This window comes from Paenibacillus sp. 01T431, from assembly GCF_056398625.1.
The window spans coordinates 156407-181213 of sequence record NZ_JBFTPT010000006.1; the positions used below are offsets into that span (position 1 = coordinate 156407).

The 24807-nt window shown below is 44.0% G+C and carries 24 protein-coding genes; 3 read left to right on the forward strand and 21 right to left on the reverse strand.

The features are described 5' to 3' along the window. Positions 1 to 11 precede the first annotated feature (11 nt). The gene (gene miaB, locus AC1DM9_RS12765) at positions 12 to 1604 is read right to left on the reverse strand and encodes a tRNA (N6-isopentenyl adenosine(37)-C2)-methylthiotransferase MiaB (RefSeq protein WP_477580310.1); all 1593 of its coding nucleotides are present in this window, start codon (positions 1602 to 1604) and stop codon (positions 12 to 14) included. 308 nt (positions 1605 to 1912) lie between these two features. On the opposite strand from miaB, the gene AC1DM9_RS12770 reads away from it, so the two are divergent. Together AC1DM9_RS12770 and dnaN are read left to right on the forward strand one after the other, a co-directional pair. Next, positions 1913 to 2164 (forward strand): hypothetical protein, encoded by a 252-nt coding sequence (locus AC1DM9_RS12770; RefSeq protein WP_477580312.1) that lies wholly within the window; start codon positions 1913 to 1915, stop codon positions 2162 to 2164. 15 nt (positions 2165 to 2179) lie between these two features. Continuing rightward, a complete protein-coding gene (gene dnaN / locus AC1DM9_RS12775) occupies positions 2180 to 3310 on the forward strand; it encodes a DNA polymerase III subunit beta (RefSeq protein WP_477580562.1) in 1131 nt (376 codons plus the stop codon). A 63-nt stretch (positions 3311 to 3373) separates the two neighbouring features. Here the strand turns inward: dnaN and AC1DM9_RS12780 are convergent, their stop codons facing one another. Beyond that, entirely contained in the window at positions 3374 to 3982 is a 609-nt protein-coding gene (locus AC1DM9_RS12780; protein WP_441884746.1) for a TetR/AcrR family transcriptional regulator, read from the reverse strand. 185 nt (positions 3983 to 4167) lie between these two features. Between AC1DM9_RS12780 and AC1DM9_RS12785 the strand changes: the two genes are divergently transcribed. Continuing rightward, a complete protein-coding gene (locus AC1DM9_RS12785) occupies positions 4168 to 5661 on the forward strand; it encodes a DHA2 family efflux MFS transporter permease subunit (protein ID WP_441884748.1) in 1494 nt (497 codons plus the stop codon). Positions 5662 to 5733: 72 nt separating this feature from the next. Here the strand turns inward: AC1DM9_RS12785 and pduL are convergent, their stop codons facing one another. From pduL to sleB, 19 genes are all read right to left on the reverse strand, one after another. Next, the gene (gene pduL / locus AC1DM9_RS12790) at positions 5734 to 6309 is read right to left on the reverse strand and encodes a phosphate propanoyltransferase (protein ID WP_372239009.1); all 576 of its coding nucleotides are present in this window, start codon (positions 6307 to 6309) and stop codon (positions 5734 to 5736) included. A gap of 89 nt (positions 6310 to 6398) precedes the next feature. Beyond that, complete coding sequence (locus AC1DM9_RS12795) at positions 6399 to 7265, reverse strand: 2-oxoacid:ferredoxin oxidoreductase subunit beta (RefSeq protein ID WP_076269213.1); 867 nt, start codon at positions 7263 to 7265, stop codon at positions 6399 to 6401. Further along, positions 7243 to 9000 (reverse strand): 2-oxoacid:acceptor oxidoreductase subunit alpha, encoded by a 1758-nt coding sequence (locus tag AC1DM9_RS12800; protein ID WP_477580314.1) that lies wholly within the window; start codon positions 8998 to 9000, stop codon positions 7243 to 7245. The genes AC1DM9_RS12795 and AC1DM9_RS12800 overlap by 23 nt, the downstream gene beginning before the upstream one ends. 182 nt (positions 9001 to 9182) lie before the next feature. Further along, positions 9183 to 10124, reverse strand: coding sequence for a dipeptidase (locus AC1DM9_RS12805; protein ID WP_339208987.1), 942 nt, complete (start codon positions 10122 to 10124; stop codon positions 9183 to 9185). Between the two features lie 112 nt (positions 10125 to 10236). Further along, positions 10237 to 10497: a stage V sporulation protein S gene (locus AC1DM9_RS12810; protein ID WP_006036664.1), complete on the reverse strand. Its 261-nt coding sequence runs from the start codon at positions 10495 to 10497 to the stop codon at positions 10237 to 10239. A 137-nt stretch (positions 10498 to 10634) separates the two neighbouring features. Next, positions 10635 to 11429: a TIGR00282 family metallophosphoesterase gene (locus AC1DM9_RS12815; RefSeq protein WP_477580317.1), complete on the reverse strand. Its 795-nt coding sequence runs from the start codon at positions 11427 to 11429 to the stop codon at positions 10635 to 10637. Between the two features lie 89 nt (positions 11430 to 11518). Next, positions 11519 to 13063 carry a ribonuclease Y gene (gene rny, locus AC1DM9_RS12820; protein WP_076269209.1) on the reverse strand — a complete coding sequence of 515 codons (1545 nt, stop codon included), beginning with the start codon at positions 13061 to 13063 and terminating at the stop codon, positions 11519 to 11521. A gap of 181 nt (positions 13064 to 13244) precedes the next feature. Continuing rightward, positions 13245 to 13949: a regulatory protein RecX gene (locus AC1DM9_RS12825; protein WP_477580319.1), complete on the reverse strand. Its 705-nt coding sequence runs from the start codon at positions 13947 to 13949 to the stop codon at positions 13245 to 13247. Positions 13950 to 14028: 79 nt separating this feature from the next. After that, positions 14029 to 15078, reverse strand: coding sequence for a recombinase RecA (gene recA, locus AC1DM9_RS12830; protein WP_054028920.1), 1050 nt, complete (start codon positions 15076 to 15078; stop codon positions 14029 to 14031). 258 nt (positions 15079 to 15336) lie between these two features. Beyond that, positions 15337 to 16587, reverse strand: coding sequence for a competence/damage-inducible protein A (locus AC1DM9_RS12835; RefSeq protein WP_441911362.1), 1251 nt, complete (start codon positions 16585 to 16587; stop codon positions 15337 to 15339). 102 nt (positions 16588 to 16689) lie between these two features. Then, entirely contained in the window at positions 16690 to 17265 is a 576-nt protein-coding gene (pgsA, locus tag AC1DM9_RS12840) for a CDP-diacylglycerol--glycerol-3-phosphate 3-phosphatidyltransferase (RefSeq protein WP_138751526.1), read from the reverse strand. 391 nt (positions 17266 to 17656) lie between these two features. Beyond that, a complete protein-coding gene (locus AC1DM9_RS12845) occupies positions 17657 to 18151 on the reverse strand; it encodes a YajQ family cyclic di-GMP-binding protein (RefSeq protein WP_076269206.1) in 495 nt (164 codons plus the stop codon). Positions 18152 to 18179: 28 nt separating this feature from the next. Continuing rightward, on the reverse strand, positions 18180 to 19142 hold the full coding sequence (locus tag AC1DM9_RS12850; protein WP_477580321.1) for a RodZ domain-containing protein: 963 nt from the start codon (positions 19140 to 19142) through the stop codon (positions 18180 to 18182). Positions 19143 to 19160: 18 nt separating this feature from the next. Beyond that, a complete protein-coding gene (locus tag AC1DM9_RS12855; RefSeq protein ID WP_076269204.1) occupies positions 19161 to 19928 on the reverse strand; it encodes a DUF3388 domain-containing protein in 768 nt (255 codons plus the stop codon). Between the two features lie 189 nt (positions 19929 to 20117). Next, positions 20118 to 20369, reverse strand: a complete 252-nt coding sequence (locus AC1DM9_RS12860) for a DUF3243 domain-containing protein (RefSeq protein ID WP_076269203.1) — start codon at positions 20367 to 20369, stop codon at positions 20118 to 20120. Positions 20370 to 20477: 108 nt separating this feature from the next. After that, positions 20478 to 21224: an elongation factor P 5-aminopentanone reductase gene (gene ymfI / locus AC1DM9_RS12865; RefSeq protein ID WP_076269202.1), complete on the reverse strand. Its 747-nt coding sequence runs from the start codon at positions 21222 to 21224 to the stop codon at positions 20478 to 20480. After that, entirely contained in the window at positions 21221 to 22507 is a 1287-nt protein-coding gene (yfmH, locus tag AC1DM9_RS12870; protein WP_477580323.1) for an EF-P 5-aminopentanol modification-associated protein YfmH, read from the reverse strand. Before yfmH ends, ymfI begins: the two co-directional genes overlap by 4 nt. A gap of 3 nt (positions 22508 to 22510) precedes the next feature. Next, positions 22511 to 23785 (reverse strand): EF-P 5-aminopentanol modification-associated protein YfmF, encoded by a 1275-nt coding sequence (yfmF, locus tag AC1DM9_RS12875; protein WP_477580325.1) that lies wholly within the window; start codon positions 23783 to 23785, stop codon positions 22511 to 22513. A 147-nt stretch (positions 23786 to 23932) separates the two neighbouring features. Beyond that, positions 23933 to 24718: a spore cortex-lytic enzyme gene (gene sleB, locus AC1DM9_RS12880; protein ID WP_076269200.1), complete on the reverse strand. Its 786-nt coding sequence runs from the start codon at positions 24716 to 24718 to the stop codon at positions 23933 to 23935. Positions 24719 to 24807: the final 89 nt, after the last annotated feature.

The following is a 24807-nucleotide window of genomic DNA, read 5'->3' on the forward strand; positions in this document are numbered from 1 at the left end:
CTGTTTTACCGTTAGCTAACGGCTTCTTGTGCATCCTGTTCTATACTTTCGGCTTTGATATACCAAGTTTGTGCCTCGGTAACCTTAGCCATAATAAACTGGCCAACCCATTCCTTTGGACCTTCCAAATGCACTAATTTATTCGTACGCGTCCGTCCGGAAAGGACGTTAGCGTTGTTTTTGCTTTCGCCTTCAATGAGAACCTCGACAATTTCACCGCGAAGCTGCTCATTCTTTTCTCTCGCATTTGCAGCAAGCTGTGCATTGAGACGCTGTAAACGAGCTTTTTTCACCTCTAGCGGAACATTATCTTCCATACTAGCGGCAGGTGTACCCTCACGCGGAGAGTAAAGGAACGTATAAGCCGAATCAAAGCCAACTTCTTTCACCAGCGTCATCGTATCCTCGAACTGCTCGTCTGTTTCACCAGGGAAACCGACGATTATATCTGAAGTGAGCATCGCGCCAGGTATTGCTTTTTTAATTTTAGCAACCAGCTCTAGATACATCTCGCGTGAATACTTGCGGCTCATTCGTTTCAATATTTCGGTGCTGCCGGACTGTACAGGCAAATGAATATGCTCAACCAAATTGCCGCCTGTTCCAAGCACCTCAATCAAATGATCGTCAAAATCACGCGGATGGCTCGTCATAAAGCGAATACGCGGAATGTCAATTTTGGACATATCATGCATCAGATCGCCAAAGCGATAGCTGATGTCCTCAAAATCCTTGCCGTAAGCATTAACATTTTGCCCAAGCAATGTAATTTCTTTAAATCCTCGTCTAGCTAAGTCGCGCACTTCAGCAATAACATCTTCTGGACGTCTGCTGCGCTCTTTCCCGCGTGTATATGGCACGATGCAATACGTACAAAACTTATCGCATCCGTACATAATATTAACCCAAGCACGCATTCCTTCGCGTTTCTTAGGCATATTTTCGATAATGTCGCCTTCCTTGGACCATACCTCAACGACCAGTTCCTTACTGAAATAAGCATTTTGCAGCAAGTACGGAAGTCTATGAATGTTATGCGTACCAAAGATCATATCTACAAAAGAATGCTTTTGCAAAATACGTCCTACAACCGATTCTTCCTGCGACATACAGCCGCAAACACCTAACAGCAAATCCGGTTTCTCCGTCTTCAGCGCTTTCAAATGGCCAAGCTCGCCAAACACTTTATCTTCGGCATTCTCACGAATGGCACATGTATTAAGTAAGATTACATCTGCAAGATTTCGATCCTCCGTAGCTGTATAACCCATTTCTTCGAACATGCCCTTCATGACTTCGGTGTCATGCTCGTTCATTTGGCAGCCATACGTTTGGATTAAATAAAACTTGCCTATACCCATCGATCGAAGCTCAGCAGGAATCGCAAAGTCATAATGCACCTCGATATCCTCTTTGCCACGCTTCTTCTCATCCTTGTGATTGGGAGCAGAGTTGATTTGTATATTCCGACCTTTAATTCGAACGGTAGTCATGCCATCTTCTTCTCGTAAAATCTTTGCATCCGAAAAATCGAAATACTTGGAGTAGTCCTTAACACCCGTGCCAGATTTTAAGTCTGGTGTGCTTTTGGTCTCCTTCGTCATAGGGATTCACTTCCTTTATCTGCAATTTCCATAATCAATTATATTTATTCATTTGAACATATCAATTAGAAATTATATCATAACGCCCCCGCCTAATCCATCACAAGCAAATCAAAAAAAAGCTTATAGAAATGGTTTCTTTCTTTTACTATCATTTTTATTGATATGTATAGTCAAATGGCAGTCATACAAATGGACATTGATTAATGTTTTAGAACCCACATTGCAATGTCATAATTTACATGCTAAAGTTAATATATAGATCATTGATTAGAGTAACCTTATTCAAACGAAAAAGGAGTAGTTTTATGGCTGGAAAAAAGATTAAAATTGCTGTGCCCGACGAAGAAGGACAGGTTTCCATCATGTTTTCCCGTGGAGGACCTCGTGCTGGAGCCGGAAGAAAAGGATTTGGGGAAACTAAAAAGATTTCTTTAACGCTCACCAATGAGGTCTGGAGCGAGCTTGAAAATCGGTGCAAAACATCTAGTCTCTCCAGATCTGAAGTAATTCGCGGAATAATAGAGTCATCTTTAAACACACACGACAAATTATTGTAAAGACGGGTGACAATCATGCTTGTTGAAGTGAGACAGCAATCGTTGCATATTGGACTTCAGCATATTGCTGCTGGTTTGGCATTAAGAGCAGTTTCCCCTATTCTTTCAGGCATTAAAATTCAAGCCGGAGCCCATGGTCTTTCTCTCACAGCCTGCAATGCATCTATGGCTCTACAATATATTATCCCTTGTCATTGTGACCAGCTTAAAATTGATAAAGAAGGAAGTACAGTTATCTCCGCTCGTCTTTTGCTCGATATTGTCCGCAGTTTTTCAACTGAAAGCAAAGTAAAACTCGCAGAGTTAAAACATAATTTTATACATATTGAATCAGATCATTCTATATACAATCTGGCTACAATGGATGTTTCACAATTTCCAGATATGCGCAGCTTGGAGAATAAAGCTAAATTTCAAATCGATAATATAGCGTTTAAAAAGATTGTGAAGCAAGTTTCGTTTGCAGCTTCCACTTCTGAAGCGAAACCGATATTGACAGGCATTTCTTGTCAAACCATTAATGGAAAGCTGAGGCTTTCTGCTACCGATGGCGTTCGGCTTGCTACAAGCACCTCAAATCTAAGTGAAAACAGCTCAAATTCAGTTCCGTTTGTTATTCCAGCAAAACATTTGTACGATTATTCCAAAATGTTGTCAGATGGATCTAGCAAAACACAAATTACGATTTCAGACCACCTCATTTCCTTCAACACATTAAATTTCAGTATGCAATCGCTGCTTATTCAAGGCACATTTCCTGTAGTTGAAAGATTGGTGCCACAAACCTTTTCAACCGAAATAACGATGAACACTGCTCCTTTTCTTCGGGCCGTCCAACGCGTCAGCTTGCTCGTTAGTGATACACATGCCATCGGGATGCGCATTTCATCTTGTGAAGTCGAATTATTTGCAACAGCAGCTGAGATAGGCGATGTCTCGGAAAAGTTCGCTATTAGCCCTATTTTTGGTGAGCCGCTTATTGTTTTTTTCAATGGAAAATATATGAGAGATATTTTGCAAGCGATTGACAGCACACAAGTGTTGTTGCGATTTACAGGAAAAAATAAACCGATCTTAGTTAGGCCGACCAACAACGAGGATACACTATACATTATTTCTCCAGTGCTGACTGCCCATCAGCTATAATTTCAAGACAAATAAAAGAGAGGACAGCATATACGCTGTCCTCTCTTTTACATTACTAAACAATTAACGAAATAAAGGATCAATAAATGTCTTGCAAAACCGGTCCTGTATTTCTTCACAAGTGTAGCCCATCACGTACCGCAATTGCCTAAACGTATGCGGGGATTGAATGGATATAAAGGAATGAGCAGCATAACAAGGATCAATAGGCTTAATTTGCTCTTTCTCCATTGCTTCCTCAAACAAGCTGCGCAGGACAGTATGCAAATAAAGATAAGGGGGTGATTGGAAAAAATCACCTTTAGGATGTTCAAGTTCGATTTTATTAAAAGATTGCATCACGCCAAGCCATTTCGATTCCTTATCGATAAACGCTATAATTTTGCGCATAACTCCGCTCAATCGCTCATGTACGGACAGCATAGCCTCTTCTGTCAAATACGCGTCGATCTCATTGATGAAAATTTCAAAATTCTCTTTCATCATATCCATACACAAATCACCTTTGTTTGAATACCTCCGGTACAAGGTGCCTTGTCCAATACCGACTGATTTGGCGATTTGATGCATACTGACCGATTCTACCCCATGCTCCGTAAACAAGTGATTAGCCGTACGCAAAATCGCTTTGCTGAGCGCTTGTTTCGTTCTGCTGTTTTCTGGTGCAGTCATCGTTCCTATCTCCTTTTTCCGCGTTTACAAATCTTACGATTGACAATTGCCCCATTCGTCTTTATTATTCAGTAATGCGGACAATTGTCCGCTCATAGAAGCGGTCACCTTTTATTGTAGCCTGCTGGTACACAGAGGTCAACAATAGTTGGATAGACCCTCATATTTGGATAGGAGGAAATAAAATGGCTTCAGCTTCAAAAAAAGCAGCACCTGCTGGTGATCCGATGTCCATGCGCAATATTATTGCACCGCTGATTGCCATTATCGTCGGTATGTTCATGGTTATTTTGGACGGCACCGCAATGAATGTCGCTATGCCAGGCTTAATGGCCGACTTCAAAAGCTCGATGTCACTTGTGCAGTGGACCATTACGGGTTATGCACTTGCACAGGCTGCTGTTATTCCGCTTGCGGGATGGATGTCAGATCGTTTTGGCGCCAAACAAGTCTTTTTGTTCTCAATCATTATGTTTACGATTGGTTCCGGTCTTTGTGCATTAGCAACAACCGCTGAACAGCTTATCGTATTCCGTATCATTCAAGGTCTTGGCGGCGGTATGGTTGCTCCAATCGCAATGGCCTTTACCTTTAGACTCAGCCCTCCTGGCAAACAAGGAGCAGTTATGGGTATGATCGGTATTCCAATGCTGTTAGCTCCCGCTCTTGGCCCTGTAGTAGCAGGCTGGCTCGTTGATTATGTATCTTGGCATTGGATTTTTATTATCAATCTTCCGATTGGTGTCATTGCCGTTATCGTAGGGCTTCGCACCTTGCCAAAAATTGAACGCAAACATGTTCCTTCCCTAGACTTTTTAGGTATGATTTTTGCCCCACTTGCTTTTGCCAGTCTTGCTTATGGCGTAAGCTCTGCTGGCGGCGGTGAAGGCGGCGCAGGCAGCGGCTGGACCTCGCCTGAAGCTTTGATCGGTATGATAGTAGGCGGTATTTCGCTTATCCTCTTCATCATCATAGAACTGAAGCGCAAGGAACCTTTGCTTGAGCTTCGCGTCTTTAAATCAAGCAATTTCACACGCGGCATTATTTTGCAGTGGATTGTTCAAATCGCATTATTCGGAACATTATTCTTAATTCCGATTTTCTTGCAAATCGCCAAAGGTTACTCCGCATTTGATACTGGACTTATTTTGCTTCCACAAGCTTTAGCAGCAGGTATATTCATGCCGATCGGCGGCAAGCTGTTTGACCGTTTCGGAGCTCGCCCAATCGTCATTGCCGGTTTATCCATTGTTACGATTGCAGGCTTCATCCTTAGCCAGCTTTCAGCGGACACGACTCTTCTCACTCTTATGATTCCGATTGCTCTTCTCGGTGCAGGTATGGGCTTGTCGATGATGCCGCTTAACACACATATTATGCAATCCGCTCCTAAGGAACTCGTTAGCCGCGTAACCTCGCTGACCGCAGCTGCGCAGCAGGTTATGACTTCCTTTGCAATCGCCGGCTTGTCGACGATTCTCGCTAGCAGAGTAGAGCATTACAGTGTAACTAACCCAGGACCAAATGTAGTGTACTCCTCTTACGGGGATACGTTCTTCATCTTGGCATCCATTTCAATCGTTGGCGCTCTCACAGCCTTCCTGCTTCGCAGACCGAAGCAAGAGGATGGCACCAATGCTGAGAATAAACCTGAAGTATCCATGATGATGGGACATTAATTCCATTTTTCCAAACAAAAAAAACAGCTTCCTCATCGTCTCTGACGACAGGGAAGCTGTTTTTTTTATTGACTAATCTATGATTTCAGCCATATCTCCGTTTTTCACGCCTGCTGCATTTGCTTCATCTGTATCGATATGCATATCAAGTGCGAATTGATCAGATACACGTGCAACAACATTTTCGAATACGACACCGCGCTCGCCAGCGAAACGAACCCGCAGCGACTGCTTGTCCGCAATACCAAACCGCTCAGCATCGCTTGTGTGGAAATGAATATGACGAGCCGCTACAATGACGCCCTCTTCGATTGTAACCTCTCCAGCAGGCCCTTGAAGCTTAATGCCTGCAGAGCCTTTTGTATTACCGGATTCCCGAACTGGCGGGTTAACGCCTAACGCAAATGCGTCCGTACGCGATACCTCGAGCTGCGTCTCTTTCCGTGCAGGTCCGAGAATTCTTACTTTTCCAAATGTTCCTTTTGGACCAACAACCGCTACCGTTTCATTCGCAGCGTATTGTCCTGGCTGAGACAATGGTTTCATTTCAGTTAACGCATAACCTGCCCCAAACAATATTTCAACATGCTCCTGTGATAAATGAATATGTCTTGCAGATACTCCGATTGGTACTCCTCTATGTATCATGTTGTCACTCTCCTGATTTAATTTTGTTGTTTTCCACAGAGTTTAAAGAAAAAGCATACGGCCTTTTGGCCGCATGCTTATCATACCACTTATTTAAATTCGGCAACAAGCTTATCGAATTCTTCTGGGGTGATTTTGATATTTTGCTTAGCTAGAGCCTCGGGCTTGAAGCCTGTAATCAAATCTTCATAGGCTTTTCGCGTTTTATTCTGATAGATAAGTCCTGTGAGCATGCCGTTTGTTTCCATAATCTTGTTCATCGCCTGCACGCGGTTTGTTGGATCGTAATCAGGGAATTGCTCCAAGTTCACGATATTTTCCTTGAACCAGTCGTACGTATTAATTTTGTTGAAGGTAACACATGGGCTGAATACGTTAATCAAGGAGAAACCTTCGTGGTTGATTCCCTCTTCGATTAATTTCGTCAGCTGCTTCAAATCACTCGAGAATGATTGAGCAATAAATGTTGCACCCGCAGACAACGCAATCTCAAGCGGCGACAGCGTCGACTCAATCGAGCCTTCCGGCGTCGATTTTGTTTTGAAGCCTTCTGCGCTGCGCGGTGAAGTTTGACCTTTGGTTAAGCCATAGATTTGGTTATCCATTACGATATAAGTCACATTCAGGTTGCGACGGATCGCGTGAACCGTGTGCCCCATACCAATAGCGAAGCCGTCTCCGTCTCCGCCTGAAGCGATTACGGTAAGCTCGCGATTAGCAAGCTTTACACCTTGTGCGATAGGCAGCACGCGGCCGTGAATGCCATGGAAGCCATATGCGTTAATGTAGCCAGAGATCCGGCCTGAACATCCAATACCTGATATAACCGCTAGGTTCTCAGGTTCTAATCCTACGTTAGCTGCTGCACGTTGAATCGCCGCTTGAATAGAAAAGTCTCCGCAGCCCGGGCACCAGTTAGGTTTTACATTATTTCTAAACTCTTTGAACGTTGCCATCTAAACTCAACTCCTTACATGCTTTGTGAACGTCGGAAGGTAAAAATGGGTTACCGTCGTATTTAAGCAAGCTATCGATTTTTTCTGCAAAACCAGCATGCATTTTAATTTGTCCTGCCAGCTGTCCGGTTGCATTATTTTCGATGACAATTACTTTTTTCGCATTTTGCAAGTAAGGAAGCAGAGGTTTAGTTGGGAACGGATGAATTTGACGAATCGTGATATGGTTCGTTTTCACGCCATCTAGAGTCAGCAAGCTTCTAGCTTCATCAATCGTGCCGCCAGTAGAACCCATACCGATAATAAGCAAATCAGGCGTTTCATGAGGCGCGTCAACACGAATAGCTTCACGAATGTACATATCATTCAGCTTATTCAATCGCTTATCCATCATGTGCTGACGGTTCATTGCATTCTCCGATGGACGTCCAGTTTCATCATGCTCTACGCCGGTCACATGATGCAGACCGCCCTTCTCGCCAGGCAATACACGAGGGGAAATGCCGTCTTCTGTTAGCTCATAGCGTTTAAACAAGTCGTGGCCTTCAAGGGCAGGCACATTCTCGACTAGTTTGCCGCGTTTGATTTCAATTTTGCTGTAATCAAGCTGATCACAGGATTGTTTGCCGAGCGACAGCTGCAAATCGGTCATCAGAATAACCGGTACTTGATATTCCTCAGCCAAATTGAACGATTCAATCGTATCGTAGAAGCAGTCTTCGATCGATGCAGGAGCAATGACGATTTTTGGAATCTCTCCATGTGTACCATAAACCATTGCGTTCAAGTCCGATTGCTCTTGCTTCGTAGGTAGACCCGTTGAAGGACCGCCACGCTGCGTATTAACGATGACTAGCGGTGTTTCTGTCATGCCTGCAAGACCAATAGCCTCCATCATTAGGGACAGTCCAGGACCCGCAGAAGCGGTCATTGTGCGAACGCCAGCATAGTTTGCACCAATCGCCATCGTTACCGCTGCAATTTCATCCTCCGTTTGCACGACTGTTCCGCCGAATTTCGGAAGCTTTTTAATCAAATATTCCATAATCTCGGAAGCTGGTGTGATCGGGTAAGCCGCCATCAAACGGCAACCAGCTGCCAAAGAACCTAGACCGATTGCTTCATTGCCGATCATGAACAGCTTCTGCTGCCCATCCGCCTCATCTAGCATAAATTCGTCAAGCGGTCCGCCCGCTTGCTCCAGCACAAACTCAGCGCCGCTTTTTACCGCTTCGATATTTTTCTCTACAACAGCTGCGCCTTTGCGTCCAAACTCTTCTTCAACCGCTTTATTGAATACTTCAAGCGGAAGACCAAGAAGCGCCCAAGAAGCGCCGGAGGCAACCATGTTTTTCATTAATGAAGTGCCTAGCTCCTCAGCCATCTTCGTAATCGGAACAGCAAACAGTCTAGCATCTATGCCTTCAGGTATCGTTGGGTTAAACTTTGCATCTGCAACGATAACGCCGCCTAGACGCAATTCCTTCGCATTCAAATCAATGCTTTCTTGGTCAAAAGCAACCAAAATATCCAAATCATCCGAAATAGCACGAATCGGCTTCGTGCTTATACGAATTTTGTTATTCGTATGTCCGCCTTTGATCCGCGAGGAGAAATGACGATATCCATATAAATAATAGCCTAAACGGTTTAGCGCCGTGGAAAAAATCCGGTCTGTACTTTCGACGCCTTCACCTTGTTGTCCCCCGATCTTCCAAGACAATTGACTAATCAAAATGCCCAACTCCTCTTTGTCTAAAACGTGCAATATTCTATTTCATCAAGTAATTATATAGTATAATTCATAACAGTCACAACAAGTTTAAAGCGCATATCTATAAAAATCAAGATGTAAACGCTTAATATAAGCATAGTTTGTTTCGATCAATCCCATACCGCAAATAGATCGAATTCATTTTAGTTAAAAGGGAGATTTTCCCGAAGAAAACGAAGTGCATTGCCGGACATAAACTGTTCGGTTTGCTGCTCAGAATATCGTTTAAGAAGTGCCTCTTGAAGATTAACGAGTTCTCCAGGATGCGTTAATTGTTTCATATAACTATCAATTCCGTCAAAATCAGAGCCGAGCATAATATGCGATGCTCCGCCCAGCTCACAAATATGCTCAATATGACGCAATAAATCATCGATGACAACGACTTCCGCGCTGGATACAAACCAAGGCACAAAAGTAACCCCTACTACTCCATGCATCTCAATTATTTTTTCAATTTGGGCATCCCTCAAATTTCGCGGATGATCACAGATTGCTCTTGCATTTGAATGAGAAGCTAGGATCGGTCTCTTGGAAAGCTCAGCAACATCCCAGAACGCACGTTCAGATAAATGTGATACATCTATTAGTATATCCAAATTATTGCATTCTTCTACTAGCAATTTCCCTTTTGCGGTCAAGCCCCCGCCACGCTGCTCCATCGCTCCGTCCGCAGCCCAATTCGCATGATTCCATGTCATTCCAGCTGCACGTATGCCTAATTGATGCATGATGCGAAGCAGCGACATTTGTCCTTGAAGACCATCAACACCTTCAAGCGACAGTAACGCTCCGATTTTTCCATCCTTAATACAAGAATCCAAGTCATGGGTTGTCCTTACCCACACCATGTCCTCGCAGCTTAATACCATCTGGTGGAAACGATCTATACTCTCCAAAATCGGCTCTAGTCGACCATTCATTGATTGTGGAATATAGATTGCAAAAGTTTGCAAGATCGTTCCTGCTGCCTTTAAACGCTCGTATGTAACATCTAATTTGCCGGGCTTATTGCCTTGAAAATATAAATTTTCATCAATCAACAGTTTGCATAGCACATCGCAATGGAAATCTACCACTTTCATAGACGCACCTCACCGTTTATAATTTGCAGCAAAAAAACCTGTCTACGACGTAAACAGGCGAACGATTGTTTTTTAATCCAATTGGCTTACACCTTAACGCCGCTTGGACTTGCTACCGAGGTTCAACAATCAATTTGATTGCTGTTCGATCCTCCCCATCGATAACAATGTCAGTAAAAGCCGGTATGCAAATTAAATCCACCCCGCTTGGAGCGACAAAACCACGAGCAATCGCAACTGCTTTGATCGCTTGATTTAACGCACCAGCACCAATGGCTTGCAGCTCCGCACCACCACGTTCACGAAGAACGCCAGCTAGCGCACCTGCAACGGAATTTGGATTGGACTTTGCTGAAACTTTTAATACATCCATAAAAAGAACCTCCCCTTGGACTGTTGGATGGATTCCACTTTTAAATAGTATTCGAGGGAGTTTAAAAAATTCCTGCTTTTATTCCGCATATTAACAAACTGTTCTGAATTGTCAGAACTTTCACTAGAATCATAGTATTACATCAGAAGCCATTCATCTTCCGTAAGACGAATTTTCTCAATTTTCCGTGCCTGTCCCGTCGCATCATCGATTTGAACAGAGATTGCATGCAAATGCCACTTTCCTTCATCCACTACAAAACGAACCGGCAGCTGCGTAATAAATTTATGCAAAACGGCGTTTCGCTCCATGCCAAGCACCCCTTCTTTAGGGCCAACCATGCCAACATCTGTTATGAAAGCCGTGCCCCCAGGCAGGATCGTATCATCATTCGTTTGTACATGCGTATGCGTGCCAAGCACGATAGAAGCTCTGCCATCGAGATGCCATCCCATTGCGATTTTCTCCGAGGTTGCTTCCGCATGAAAATCAACTAGGATATTGTTCGTTTGCTCTTTTGCCTCTTCGATCAATTCGTCTGCTTTGCGGAATGGACAATCGATTGGCGGTAAAAAGGTGCGGCCTTGCAAGTTGATAATAGCTAGCTGCTTTCCGCCAGCCTTAATAAAAGCCATGCCTTGTCCAGGAGCGCCTTCTGCATAATTTGCTGGGCGAACCAAGCGCGGCTCGTCGTCGATCCATTCAAAAATATCTTTATTATCCCACGTATGGTTGCCCATCGTTATGCCATGGATTCCCCATTCGAAAAATTCCTTAGCAATGGTTGCTGTAATCCCACGACCAGCAGCGGCATTCTCGCCATTCGCAATAATAATATGAGGGTTATATTTACTTTTAAGTGCTGGCAGTACTCGCTTTAACGCGCTTCTTCCTACATTGCCTACGATATCGCCGATAAATAATACGTTCATTCATTACACTTCCTTTTTTGTACGCCTGCAAACAGAAAAGTGGCTAACTAGCAGCCACTTTTCTGAAAAGCTTATATTTTTTTGTTTACTTACTTTGCATATTCAACCGCGCGTGTCTCACGAATAACCGTAACTTTAATATGTCCCGGATAATCAAGTTCGCTCTCGATTTTTTTCGTAATATCACGAGCGAGTCGGAATGCTTCTGTATCATCGATTTTCTCTGGCTGCACCATGACGCGCACTTCGCGGCCAGCTTGGATCGCGTATGATTTTTCAACGCCTTCAAACGATTCGGAAATGTCTTCAAGCTTCTCCAGACGTTTGATATACGTTTCAAGCGTTTCACGACGAGCTCCAGGGCGTGCAGCGGACAATGCATCTGCTGCTCCTACGAGCATCGCGATAACGGAAGTGGCTTCCGTATCACCGTGATGGGAGGCAATACTGTTAATAACGACAGGATGCTCCTTGTATTTCTTAGCGAGCTCAACGCCGATCTCAACGTGTGACCCTTCAACTTCGTGGTCAAGTGCTTTACCGATATCATGCAGCAAGCCTGCACGCCTTGCGAGCGTAACATCTTGACCAAGCTCTGCTGCCATCAATCCAGTCAAGTAAGCGACCTCCATTGAGTGCTTCAGCACGTTTTGACCATAACTTGTCCGATATTTCAATCGACCTAAAATCTTGATTAAATCCGGATGCAAGCTATGAACGCCAACCTCGAAAGTAGCTTGCTCACCGTATTCACGGATACGCTCATCCACTTCTTTACGAGATTTTTCAACCATTTCTTCAATGCGGGCAGGATGGATACGACCGTCAGCCACAAGCTTTTCCAAAGAAGTGCGGGCAATTTCGCGTCTTATCGGGTCGAAACCAGATAAAATGACCGCTTCCGGTGTATCGTCGATAATAAGATCGATACCAGTCAATGTTTCCAAAGCACGGATATTACGGCCTTCACGCCCAATAATACGGCCTTTCATTTCTTCATTAGGCAAGGTTACGACGGAAACCGTCGTCTCAGCCACATGATCTGCCGCACAGCGCTGAATAGCTAGTGATATAATATCACGGGCTTTCTTATCGGCCTCTTCTTTCGCTTGCTGCTCGATCTCTTTAATCATCTGTGCTGTCTCATGTCGTACTTCCTGTTCAACATTGGATAAAATGATCGATTTCGCATCTTCCGTTGTCAGACTCGATATACGTTCCAATTCACTTAACTGTTGCTTGTAAATGGAGTCGATCTGCTCTTGCGTTTCTTCGATCCGTTTTTCTTTGTTGGCTACAGTTTCTTCTTTGCGTTCTAGCGCTTCTAACTTTTTATCCAGCGACTCCTCTTTTTGGAGCAAACGTCTTTCCTGACGTTGAGCCTCGTTGCGACGTTCACGAATGTCTCTCTCGGCTTCGGAACGAAGTTTGTGGACTTCATCTTTTGCCTCTAGCACAGTTTCTTTCTTCTGAGCTTCCGCTTCTTTTTTCGCATTTTCTACGATTACAATAGCAGCTTGCTCAGCACTTGAAATTTTGGCCTCGGCAATCGACTTTCGAATAAAATAACCAATCCCAAAGAATATTGCGCCAACAAAGAGACAGATCAAGATCCAAATGATCTCATTAGGCATCTTGTTCACCTCCTTGTTGCATACACCAAGGCACTGCTTGGGATGATATTAGGTTTTCAACCGGCTTCAAACCGTTTAAACATTTACTAATTTGACGAAAATAATCGTATTGAATCAACTTTTGGAAGGAAAATTGATTCAATAATGAAGGAATACAACCTCATTTTATCTTTTCGTAAAATCAATTGTCAAGCAAAAGCCCATCATCTTCCTCGAATGAGTCTTCTTCCCCATCCAGATCGATCGACTTTATCACATCTTTCACGATATCTCCCGGAAAGCCGCTGCGCATTAAATACCCCATAAGCTTACGTTTTTTCTCAAATGGTTCGCCTTTTAAAGATCGCCATTTCTTCTCCGCAGCCTTTCTAGCAGATGCTAATTCCACTTTCTGGTCCAGTGAACCGATTGCTTCTGCTGCGGCTTCTTTCGACACGCCTCGCTGTTGCAGCTCTTGCTGAATGAACCGTCGACCTTTTAAGCGATTCTTAAGTCGGCTGGTCGCAAATTGGCGTGCATATTGTTCATCATCCACAATATGCTCTCTTTCTAAACGGTCAAGGGCATACTGAATATTGTCAGCTTCAAAAAACTTGCGATTCAAATATTGCTCAATCTGCTTTCTCGTTCGCGGTCTAGCTCCCAAATATGCGATAGCCATTATATATCCCCGATAGCGCTCATCTTCCATTCGTATTTCATCGGCCTGAGCTTCGGTTACAAGTTGTCCCTTGGTCAATCGATAACGAATCAATATATCTTCATGCACGGACAGAATAGCTTTCTCTGACTCGGCAAAGAGATGGTATAACTTCCGTTCTTTTTTGTCTTGCTTAACGGATAATATCATCCATTCTTCTTCGGTTCTTGAATGGCTTTGGGTCATACGGTACATCCTCTCTAAACACAGCTTCGCCGTCCCTAACAGGACGGCGAAGCATCAACACGTATAATTGCCGGACAACTTATTCTAGATCTTCGAACTCTTCATCGTCTTCATCAGGTTTGAAATTAGCCTGAGTTGCTGCTGCAGACAAGTTGCTCGCATCGCGAATTTGCTTTTCAATAACTTCGGCAACATCCTTATGATCTTTCAAATATTGCTTCGCATTCTCACGACCTTGGCCCAGACGCTCGCCATTGTAAGAGAACCATGCTCCGCTCTTCTGAACGATATCCATCTCAACACCGATATCAACAAGCGTACCTTCTCTGGAAATACCTTCGCCGTACATGATGTCTACCTCAGCTTGCTTAAACGGTGGAGCAACCTTGTTCTTAACAACCTTAATACGAGTACGGTTACCTATCATGTCATTGCCTTGCTTCAACGTCTCAATACGACGTACGTCAAGACGTACGCTCGAGTAGAATTTCAATGCGCGTCCGCCTGGTGTTGTCTCGGGGTTACCGAACATAACGCCGACTTTCTCACGCAATTGGTTAATAAAGATCGCAATTGTTTTCGATTTGCTAATTGCTCCCGATAGCTTTCTCAAAGCCTGAGACATCAGACGAGCTTGAAGACCTACGTGAGAATCCCCCATGTCGCCTTCGATTTCAGCTTTCGGTACGAGTGCCGCAACGGAGTCAATAACGATAATATCTACCGCGCCGCTTCTTACAAGAGCTTCGGCAATTTCCAAAGCTTGTTCGCCTGTATCAGGCTGCGAAAGCAATAGCTCATCAATATTTACACCAAGCTTGCTTGCATAAAGCGGGTCAAGCGCATGCTCGGCATCGATAAAGGCAGCTTGTCCGCCAATTTTTTGAACCTCAGCAATCGCGTGAAGCGCGACTGTCGTTTTACCAGAAGATTCTGGTCCATATATTTCGATAACACGTCCACGCGGTAATCCGCCTATTCCCAAAGCAATATCTAGAGCAAGCGAACCGCTAGGCACGGTCTCAACTTGCATGTGTGTGGATTCTCCCAATTTCATGATGGAGCCTTTACCAAATTGTTTCTCAATTTGACGCAAAGCCATTTCTAGTGCAGCGCGACGATCCGACAAGAAACTCACATCCTTCTTTATTTATAATTTTATGATACCTTTTTTCCGGCAGGTTGACAAGCATTTTTTCGAACATACATTCGCCTTTTCGCTTCGCCCCCTTAAATGGACATAAAAAAACCGCAGCAAAGGTAATCTTCGCTACGGTTCTTCCGATAACTAAGCTTTATTATAACGGTCAAACCGTCAATTGACAAACATTATTTATGGCAATCATCCATTTGCCAAACAAGCATCTGCCATTCCTAATCAGCAAAATTACCGTGCTTGCAGCGCAAGCCACAAACGGTACAAAGCAGACTTTACTGCTCGCATTCTGATCATGCCTCTGCCGCCGCTCAAATTCAGCGTATGAACAGCGGTCGGTTTGCCGCGCTCGGCAATTCCTACATAGACAAGTCCCACTGGCTTGCCTTCTGATTGTGCTGGACCAGCAACTCCTGTCAAAGAAACGCCAAAATCAGCATCGGAGAGTTCTCGAACCCGCTCTGCCATTAAAGCGGCAGTCGAATCGCTAATCGCTCCAGGAGCCCCTTCGCCTTCAAGTTGAGTCATCGGAATGCTGAGCAAATGATGCTTCATTATATTGGTGTAGGTGACAACCCCTCCTACGTACTCTCCACTGCTTCCAGGAACGTTTGTAATTAGCTCGGCAAGCAAACCCCCACTAATGCTTTCCGCGCTCGCCAGCTTGCGTCTTGAGGCTCTCAGCAGGTGTATAACCTCCTCCTCCAGAGGGATATCCTGCTCTGCATACAAATACTCGCCTACCCGATCCTTAATCTGCTGCACACTTTTATCGATTTTCAGATCAGCCTCAATGGAAGAGCTCGCTTTGGTCGATACGCGTATCGAAACCTCGCCTTCCTTTGCATAAGGTGCGATCGTTGGATCAAGCTGCCCATCAATTAGATCCAGAAGCTTAGCTTCGAGGTTGGATTCACCTATCCCCGCAAACTTTAAAATGCGAGAATAAAGCGGATTGGCCTCTCCCAACATCGAACGCAGCCACCGTTCACCGGCGCCTTCCATCATCGGCTTCATTTCACGCGGCGGTCCCGGCAGCAGCAAATAAAGTGTTCCATCAACAGACAAACCGTTGCCAACTGCTAAGCCTGTTGTATTTTCCAACGGAACCCCGCCATCGATCATCAAAGCCTGACGACGATTGCTCTCCACCATATGAATGCCGCGCGAGCTGAACATCTGCTCAATTGCTGACATAGACGGCTCATGAATACTCAGCTCACGGTTCAAATAATCAGCTAATACATCTTTTGTAAGATCATCTTGTGTTGGTCCGAGTCCGCCAGTAAAAACAAGCAAATCCGCTCGGCTTCTGCCGATCTCAATGGCTTGCCTCAGGCGAGCAGAATTATCCCCAACTACAGTCTGAAAATAGACGTCTACACCCAACTCTGCAAGCTTCTGCGATAAGTATTGGGCATTAGTATTAACAATTTGCCCGAGCAGCAGCTCTGTCCCGACTGCAATAATTTCTGCTTTCATGATTCAAGTTCTCCTTCATATTCAAATGTATGAGTAAATACAGGCAAATACAGGCATATAAGCAAAAGCATCTCCCCTTTTTGACGGAAAGATGCTTTACCATTATTCTACCGGAATCAGATGTTTGTTTTTCAAGAAATAATCAATGCCTGAGTAAACCGTAATAGCAGCTGCTACCCAGCTTGCGATAACATCGAATGGAAAATCAATAAAATTGAATGGGAAATTATTAATAAGGAGAGCGATAATCATCGTAATTTGAATCGCCGTCTTCCATTTCCCCCAAGTGCTGGCAGCCATAACAGAACCCTCTAAAAGTGCGATTTGACGAAGTCCTGTAACAGCAAACTCTCTACTGATAATAACAATGGCAATCAGCGCATTAAGTTTATCCATTTCAACAAGTGAAATGAGAACTGCCGCCACGAGAAGCTTATCCGCCAAAGGGTCAAGCAGCTTGCCGAGGTTAGTTACAATTTTGTTTTTCCTTGCAATATAACCATCTAGACCGTCTGTGCTTGCTGCCACAATAAAAATGAGTGCCGCTGCAATTTGATTGTATGTAATGGAGAAGTCAGAAATCGTGAACGACCCCAAATCCACTTTAATAAGCAGAAAAAACATAATAACCGGCACCAAAAATATTCTGGCTAGTGTAATGCGGTTCGCCAGATTCACGCAATTCCCTCCTCAGATCGATCTAACTCATAGGTGTGCGTTACGCGAACCCTTTGTTTGTAAAAAAAATCAGATTTTTGTCCCAGCTGCAATTCATTTGTTAAGCAGCTTTGAGTGACCGCATGTGTTTTTTCTCTCATCTATGTATCCCCCAGATCCAACTATAAAGCTGTCTAAACAAGTATAATACATGCCATTACACGTGTCAAAAGCGGCTAAAGCCTCATTTTTCATCTACGGCTTTACCAAAACGAAAAGCCCCGTTTCTCGGAAACCGATGAAACGAAGCCTTTTTAAATATAAGAAAGTATATAGTTTGCACCTACTCTTCTTATATTTCTTCGTCAAAGCTGATTCAGCATCCAGAAGACGCTGAAGGCGTTTTTGCTTGTTAGGAACGATAATTAGTAAATTGAAGCTCTACAGGCAAATCTGCTTCCCTAAGCAGCTTCATAACAGCTTGCAAATCATCTAAGCTTTTTCCGGAAACGCGCAGTTGGTCGCCTTGAATCAAGCTTTTTACCTTCAGCTTTGAATCGCGAATAAGTATATTAATTTTTTTTGAAACATCCTGCTCAATACCCTGTCTTAGCTTAATGCGCTGACGAACCGTATTGCCGGAAGCACCTTCAATTTTTCCGTAGTCCATATTTTTAATTGGAACTCCGCGTTTTACCATTTTGGATAATAAAATGTCCAGCACACTCTTAAGCTTATACTCATCTTCTGAAGCAACAACAAGATCTTCCTTCTCAAGTGCAATGGAACTCTTGCTGCCTTTAAAATCAAAGCGTGTTTCAATTTCCCGCTCCGCCTGCTTAATCGCATTGGCTAATTCTTGCATATCCACCTTGGATACAATATCAAATGCATTTTCTGATGCCAATTCAATCTCTCCTTTGTTACGGTAATCATTATTCCGTTTTCGTTTGATTCGTTCCCGTAACTGTACCTGTACCTGTACCTGTGTTAGTGCCAGATTCAGTTCCAGTATCAGTATTTCCACCTGTTGGAGCGTTTTCGTCAATTAGAGGTTTAAGCAGCAGCTTCTTCGAGCCCGCTCTGTCCCCGTCAGGAACAATAACGCCATCAACCTTAATTTCCGTCAAATCTGCTCTACCAACATTAATATAAAGCGGACCCGTCAGTTCAAATGTTTCAACACTGCMGTCCTCAGCATTCGCAGAATAAAGCTTCTCGCCTTGATTGCTGTCTGAACGTACCTCTAACCAGCTTCTGCCGCCGCTCACTTTAACTTCAACCTTATGGGCAACGCCAACAGGACCGATATCATATTGATCCGCTTTGCCTACTTTGCTTCCGAAAGTAACCGTCGTTGGTGCTTGTGTTGGTGTTGGCGGAGCTGGATTGTCGGTTGGCGTGTTTTCGTTTCCACCCGCGGTTCCTCCCTCGTTCGTAGCTGGAGGTTTGGAAACTTCCGTGATATTGGTATTGTTGTCGGTTTGTTTGGCACCACCTGTGTCATTATTAATAACATACACCCAGATGACGACAACAATTAAAATAAGAAACGACCACATCATCACATTGAAGCCGATTTTCCCTAGTCTTTCTGAAGACTGGGACTGCACACGCCTTGGTGATCTTGATACAATCGGCTCAGATATTTGTTCTACCGGCGCTGCAGGCACCTCATGCTGATACAAACGAAGCACTTCGTCCGGATCAAGCCCAACAGCTTCTGAGTAATTTTTCACAAATGCTCGTACATAAAAAGGACCAGGCAAAACCGTGTGGTCTCCACTTTCAATCGCTTCCAAATACCGTTTTCTAATTTTTGTCGTTTCTTGAATATCGTCAAGCGTTAATCCACGTTGCTCTCTCGCCTTGCGAAGCAATTCTCCTAAGTCAGACATGAGACGGCCTCCTTCCGATTAGAAATCGTCTGTATAGTTAGTTGTAAAAGACTCATAAGAAATTTCTTCATCTGGGTTATTCCGTAATTCAACAATTATATCAAAATGGCTATAATCGTAATTGGATTCCTTAATAAATATGTCCGGATGCTCAATTACTTTAGTTGATGGCATAGCCATAATTTCCTGAAGCAAGCTGTAGTGCTTTTCATTTGAACGAATCGTACTGACGATACCATCAATGATAAAAATCGTATTCGGCTGCATTTCGTCCTCTGACATCTGGCTTCTAACCGTCTGGCGCAATAAGGTGGAGGACACAAAGGACCATCGTTTGTTCGAGCATACGCTTCCTGCAATAATGGATTCCGTCTTCCCAACTCGCGGCATCCCTCTTACACCTATAACCTGATTGCCGTCTCGTTTAAACACTTCACCCAAAAAATCGACCAAAATGCCCAGCTCATCACGTGTAAAACGAAACGTCTTGCGATCATCAGAGTCACGTTCAATGTAGCGTCCATGGCGCACTGCCAAAATATCTACAATTGTAGGCGTTCTCAGTTTGTTAACAGTAATATTATCTACTTTTTGCAGCATTTTGCCAAGCAATTCAATCTTCTCATCATCGTCAGTTTGAAGCAGCATGCCCCTTGTTCTATCTTCCACACCGTTAATTGTCATAATATTAACCTCAAGCATACCGAGCAATGAGGCGATATCTCCAAGTAATCCCGGGCGGTTTTTATGTATTTTGTATTCCATGTACCATTGTTTCGATTCCAATGCGGTCACCGTCCTAAACCTGTTCTTGTAGAAGTATGTAAAAAAAGATTACATACATCATGAAACATAATTCTACAAGTTTCGTCACAATCCTGCAACCCAAAAAGAAACATTGCAGAAAAGCCTCCTAGAGGAGGCTCTTCTGCTTCTGCTTCTGTTAAGGAAGATGACGATTTCGTACGATTGCTGCTAAGACTCCTGAACGAGCTTGACCATTAAGCATGCAAGTGTTTTGCGTTCTGCTTCATCGCCAGCGTCCCATAGCTGCTTCAATACGCGTTCTTCCTCATTTTTCGGATCGACCTTCTCGTCGAGAAAAGTACCGATTTCGTAAGCTAAGCTTGAAATCGTTTCTTCCGTCATGCCGATTTTTTTGGCTTGCGATACGCGCTCTGCCAAAAATTGCTTCCATGTTGCAAAATTAGAAAGTACGGTTGACATGTTTCTTCGCCTCCTAAGGGTATAGAAAAAAATCATCAACAGTCATATGATGCGTAAACACTGTTCTAATTATGCAACAAGCTTGTCCCAAGAAGCAGCAGCCACCGACTACGTATGCCATCCGCCATTCGGACTAATGACTTGGCCCGTAATATAGGAAGATTCCGGCAGTGCAAGAAAATATACAAGTGAGGCAATTTCATCTGTTGAGCCAAAACGTCCAACCGGAATTTCCTGCTGAATAGCTGCCTTTTCCTCCGCATTGAACCCATCCATCATTTCTGTCTCAACTGCACCAGGAGCAACCGCATTAACAGTAACGCCTGTCGGCGCCAGCTCTTTCGCCAGCGCCTTAGTAAAGGCGTTCATGCCACCCTTCGTCGTGGAATAGAGAACCTCGCACGAAGCACCTGACATTCCCCAAATAGAAGAAACATTTATGATGCGGCCAAAGCGCTGTGCAATCATATTCGGCATAAATAACTGCGAACAAAGGAACATTCCTTTTAGGTTGACCGCCATCACATCATCCCATTCTTCCTCTGTCACATCCATTAACATGCCATAATGTGAAATTCCGCCATTATTAACCAATATATCGGGAAGCATATTATGGCTCTCCAGCTTCTCCCGCATCCGCTCCAGCTGCTCCTTAGAGCGCAGATCAGCAGAAATGGTTAACACATTCGCGCCAAGAGCCATACACATCCGTGCCGTTTCATTTGCTGTCTCATGAGATTGCAAGTAATGGATAACGATATTTACGCCTTCCGCTGCAAATCGTTTAGCAATAGCTGCTCCGATGCCGCGGCTTCCCCCCGTAATAAGAACCGTCATCTGTTGGAGCGTCTTCATTTTGAAGGCTGTTCCACAATGGATACTGCAAGCTGATCGAAATCAAAATGCTCGCGGAGCCGTTCATTCACTTGTTCAAGTGTACATTTCTCATAGAAATCGAGGACGTCGAACATGTCGCTGTCACGGAATCGATATCTTGTAAATTCACCGGCAATTGCTTCTGGGGAGTTAAGCATACGCAAATATCCACCGATTTTTTTACGTTTGGATCTTTCAAACGCAGTAGGCTCAATACCGCTTACCAAAATGGCTTCAACCGCTGTTCGGATTTGCTTAATAAGCTCATCAGGATTTGGAGTATCTCCGCCGATAACGGAGAAAGCATAACCCGTGCTCGAATTATACTCGCTTCCAAATGAATCAGAGATCAGATCATTTTCATACAGCTGCTGATAAAGCTTAGAGCTAGGCCCAATCAAAGCATCCAACATCAGCTTAGTCGTTACTTCTTGACGAAGAAGCGCTTCCCCTTCAAGACCTGTCTGCTTTTCTTTGAAGCCCAGCATGCATTTAGGCAATGATACAGGAAGCTCCGTTACCTTACGCGCAATTTTCACTGTTTCCGGCTCTTTCTCGAAATAACGTTCAATCGGTCCTTGAGGTTCAAACGACTTGCTATTTTGATTGTCGCGGACAAGCTGGAATACTTCCTCCGCCTTCACTCCGCCAACAACAAACAACAACATATTTGATGGGTGATAAAACGTTTCATAGCATCGATATAGCGTTTCCTTATCTATTTGCCTGATAGACTCGACAGTGCCGGCGATATCAATATGAACAGGATGCTCATGATAAAGCGCATCAATCAATCCAAAATAGACTCTCCAATCCGGATTGTCGCGGTACATATTGATTTCTTGCTCAATGATCCCTTTTTCCTTCTCCACATTTGTATCCGTAAAATAAGGGTTCTGAACAAAATTGATAAGCGTCTCTAAATTCGCGTTAATTTGCTCCGTTGCCGAAAACAAATATACCGTTCGGTCAAAGCTCGTAAAGGCATTAGCCGATGCACCTTGAGAGGCAAATACTGCGAAAATATCGCCAGTAGGCTCTTCGAACATTTTATGTTCCAAGAAATGTGCAATACCGTCCGGCACTTTTACAGGCGGCTGGCTGCCAACTGAAAAACGGTTGTCAACGGAACCGTATTTTGTAGAAAATGTCGCGTACGTTTTATGAAAGCCTTCCTTCGGAAGCACGATAACTTCAAGTCCATTATCAAGCACTTCACGATACAAGGTTTCCTGAACATTTGGATAATTTAGGGTTTGCACCTTTTATGCCTCCTTTCGATCGCGCAAAAAGTAAATCGTATCGAGCTGTACTTGCTCTGCAACCTTAACGATATCCTCAGCTGTTACCGCTTGAACCTGCTCAAGCAGCTGCTCTGCACTTCGATCTTTACCCGTTAACACGCCATTAAAATCATAAGCAATCATCTCATATGCCGAGTCTTGAAGCTCACGGAGATGATTGGATATCATCGCCTTGGTTTGGTTCATCTCAAGCTCGGAGAGCTTTCCTTGACGCATGCTTTCAAGCTGCTCTTTAATAATCGCAACCGCTCGCTCGTAATTCGCAAACTCAATTCCGGATTGAATTGTGCATAACCCTTTATGTCCATCAAGACGAGATGCAGCGTAATAAGCCAAGCTCTCTTTCTCGCGCACATTCAAGAAAAGCTTAGAATGAGGGTATCCGCCTAAGATGCCGTTGTACATTAATGCAGCTGGATAAGCATCATCAACATACCCGACTCCCGTACGAAGCCCTAAATTCAGCTTGCCTTGACTGACCTCCATCCGTTCTGTCACCTGTTTCACTTCCTTAACAGGGTGATGGATATTCGGAGTGGAATAAGCAGATGGGGAACCATCCTTCAGCTTAAAGGAGCTCGCCACAAGCTTCGTTACTTCCTCAAGCGTCGTATCTCCAACGACATACAAGTCAAGCGCTGCATTATCCAGCCACTGCAAATAGGAATCATACAGTGAAGATGAGGTAATGGATTCGATTTCAGCAAGCTTGCCTAGTGGATGCAAACGATAAGGCTCATCCGCGCACATTTCTTCCAAGCAGCGCTCTGCGGCGTATCGAATTTTATCATTGACGATCGCCTCTAAACGTTTTTTGAGCGTCGTTTTTTCGGCATCAACATACTTCTGATGGAAACCATTCTGATCTATGAGCGGATCTGTTATTACATCACCTAGAAATTGCAGCGATTCTGCAAGAAGTGGAGTATCGGATGAAACAAACTCATCATTTATGACATCCATTCGAAATTGGACAATCTGAGAGTCGCCTCTTTTATATACATCAAACCCAAAGCCTGCTCCATATAAATCGTCAAGCTTCTCACGAAAAGTAATCGTTTCTGGTAATTTCGCCGTGCCTCTTCTCAGTACAAACGGAATAAGAGCAACCGGTGTTACTGTTGCTTCTTCAAGTGAAAGTCCCGCAAATAACGAAATGGCAAACGTTTTGAATCGTTTTGTAGGCAATACATGCAGACGAATGCGCTGCAGCTGCCCTCTTTCAAATGTGGACACTCGGTTTGCTCCTTTCAACGGCGCGTTATAGAGTAAATCTATTCCATTAAACAAATCACTATACCATTCTAACCTATAGGAAATGGAAGAAGCAACCACTGCTGCACTAGGCAGTAACGGCTGCTTCCTTTCGAGAATGGCTTATAGTTACATACAGAATATATGCTTGCCGATTGTTTTAATTTGTGTTCTTGTCCAGATCCATTTTGAGGTTGCTGTTTCTGGATTGAAATAATAAAGACAACCACCAGAAGGATCTTGGCCGTTAATGGCATCCATAACTGCCTCGCGCGCTTTCGCATTAGGCGTGAGCCAAATTTGCCCGTCAGCAACCGCTGTAAAGGCACCAGGTTGGAAAATGACACCATAAATCGTGTTGGGGAAACTTTGAGACTTCATACGGTTAATGATAACCGCAGCAACCGCGATTTGGCCTTCATACGGCTCACCTCTTGCTTCACCGTATACGGCATTAGCCATAATCTGTATGTCATTTTCCGACAAGCCTAACCGGTTGGAACCTCCAATGGGTGCCTTATTGCCGGAAGAACCAGCATCTTCTTTACCGCCAGAATTAGAACCGGAAGCAGGCGGGGCTGCTGCTGATGGCGTCCATTTTTTTGTTGCTTCCCAAAGCTTCAGCTTTGTTTTGGCACCGACAATACCGTCCGATTTAAGCCCAAACTTCCATTGAAACCATGTGACCGCATTTTTTGTGCTCGATCCAAACTTCCCGTCTATATCACCTTTAAAATAACCGAGGTGCTTTAGCCGTCCTTGCAATTCTTTTACGTCTTGTCCAGTTGAGCCTACCGTTAAGGTGGCGTTGCTGAACGTTTCCTTTACTCCGTCATGCTTTCCGCTCAGTAACGAAAAGGAACCGAACAACAACAGCACGATAATCGAGGTCACCAAAATCAAACGATTTCTCATGATGGGATCTGCCTTTCTCTTGCAAGTTAGTTCGCTTAAGGTAGCGTTACCTAACTTTAGTATGAGAAGTTGATCCCACTTCTATGCAC

Coding starts and splice junctions, on each gene's coding strand:
- miaB (WP_477580310.1), bottom strand. CDS start 1,604: ATGACGAAGGAGACCAAAAGCACACCAGACTTAAAATCTGGCACGGGT.
- AC1DM9_RS12770 (WP_477580312.1), top strand. CDS start 1,913: ATGGCTGGAAAAAAGATTAAAATTGCTGTGCCCGACGAAGAAGGACAG.
- dnaN (WP_477580562.1), top strand. CDS start 2,180: ATGCTTGTTGAAGTGAGACAGCAATCGTTGCATATTGGACTTCAGCAT.
- AC1DM9_RS12780 (WP_441884746.1), bottom strand. CDS start 3,982: ATGACTGCACCAGAAAACAGCAGAACGAAACAAGCGCTCAGCAAAGCG.
- AC1DM9_RS12785 (WP_441884748.1), top strand. CDS start 4,168: ATGGCTTCAGCTTCAAAAAAAGCAGCACCTGCTGGTGATCCGATGTCC.
- pduL (WP_372239009.1), bottom strand. CDS start 6,309: ATGATACATAGAGGAGTACCAATCGGAGTATCTGCAAGACATATTCAT.
- AC1DM9_RS12795 (WP_076269213.1), bottom strand. CDS start 7,265: ATGGCAACGTTCAAAGAGTTTAGAAATAATGTAAAACCTAACTGGTGC.
- AC1DM9_RS12805 (WP_339208987.1), bottom strand. CDS start 10,124: ATGAAAGTGGTAGATTTCCATTGCGATGTGCTATGCAAACTGTTGATT.
- AC1DM9_RS12810 (WP_006036664.1), bottom strand. CDS start 10,497: ATGGATGTATTAAAAGTTTCAGCAAAGTCCAATCCAAATTCCGTTGCA.
- AC1DM9_RS12815 (WP_477580317.1), bottom strand. CDS start 11,429: ATGAACGTATTATTTATCGGCGATATCGTAGGCAATGTAGGAAGAAGC.
- rny (WP_076269209.1), bottom strand. CDS start 13,063: ATGCCTAATGAGATCATTTGGATCTTGATCTGTCTCTTTGTTGGCGCA.
- AC1DM9_RS12825 (WP_477580319.1), bottom strand. CDS start 13,949: ATGACCCAAAGCCATTCAAGAACCGAAGAAGAATGGATGATATTATCC.
- AC1DM9_RS12835 (WP_441911362.1), bottom strand. CDS start 16,587: ATGAAAGCAGAAATTATTGCAGTCGGGACAGAGCTGCTGCTCGGGCAA.
- AC1DM9_RS12860 (WP_076269203.1), bottom strand. CDS start 20,369: ATGTCAACCGTACTTTCTAATTTTGCAACATGGAAGCAATTTTTGGCA.
- ymfI (WP_076269202.1), bottom strand. CDS start 21,224: ATGAAGACGCTCCAACAGATGACGGTTCTTATTACGGGGGGAAGCCGC.
- sleB (WP_076269200.1), bottom strand. CDS start 24,718: ATGAGAAATCGTTTGATTTTGGTGACCTCGATTATCGTGCTGTTGTTG.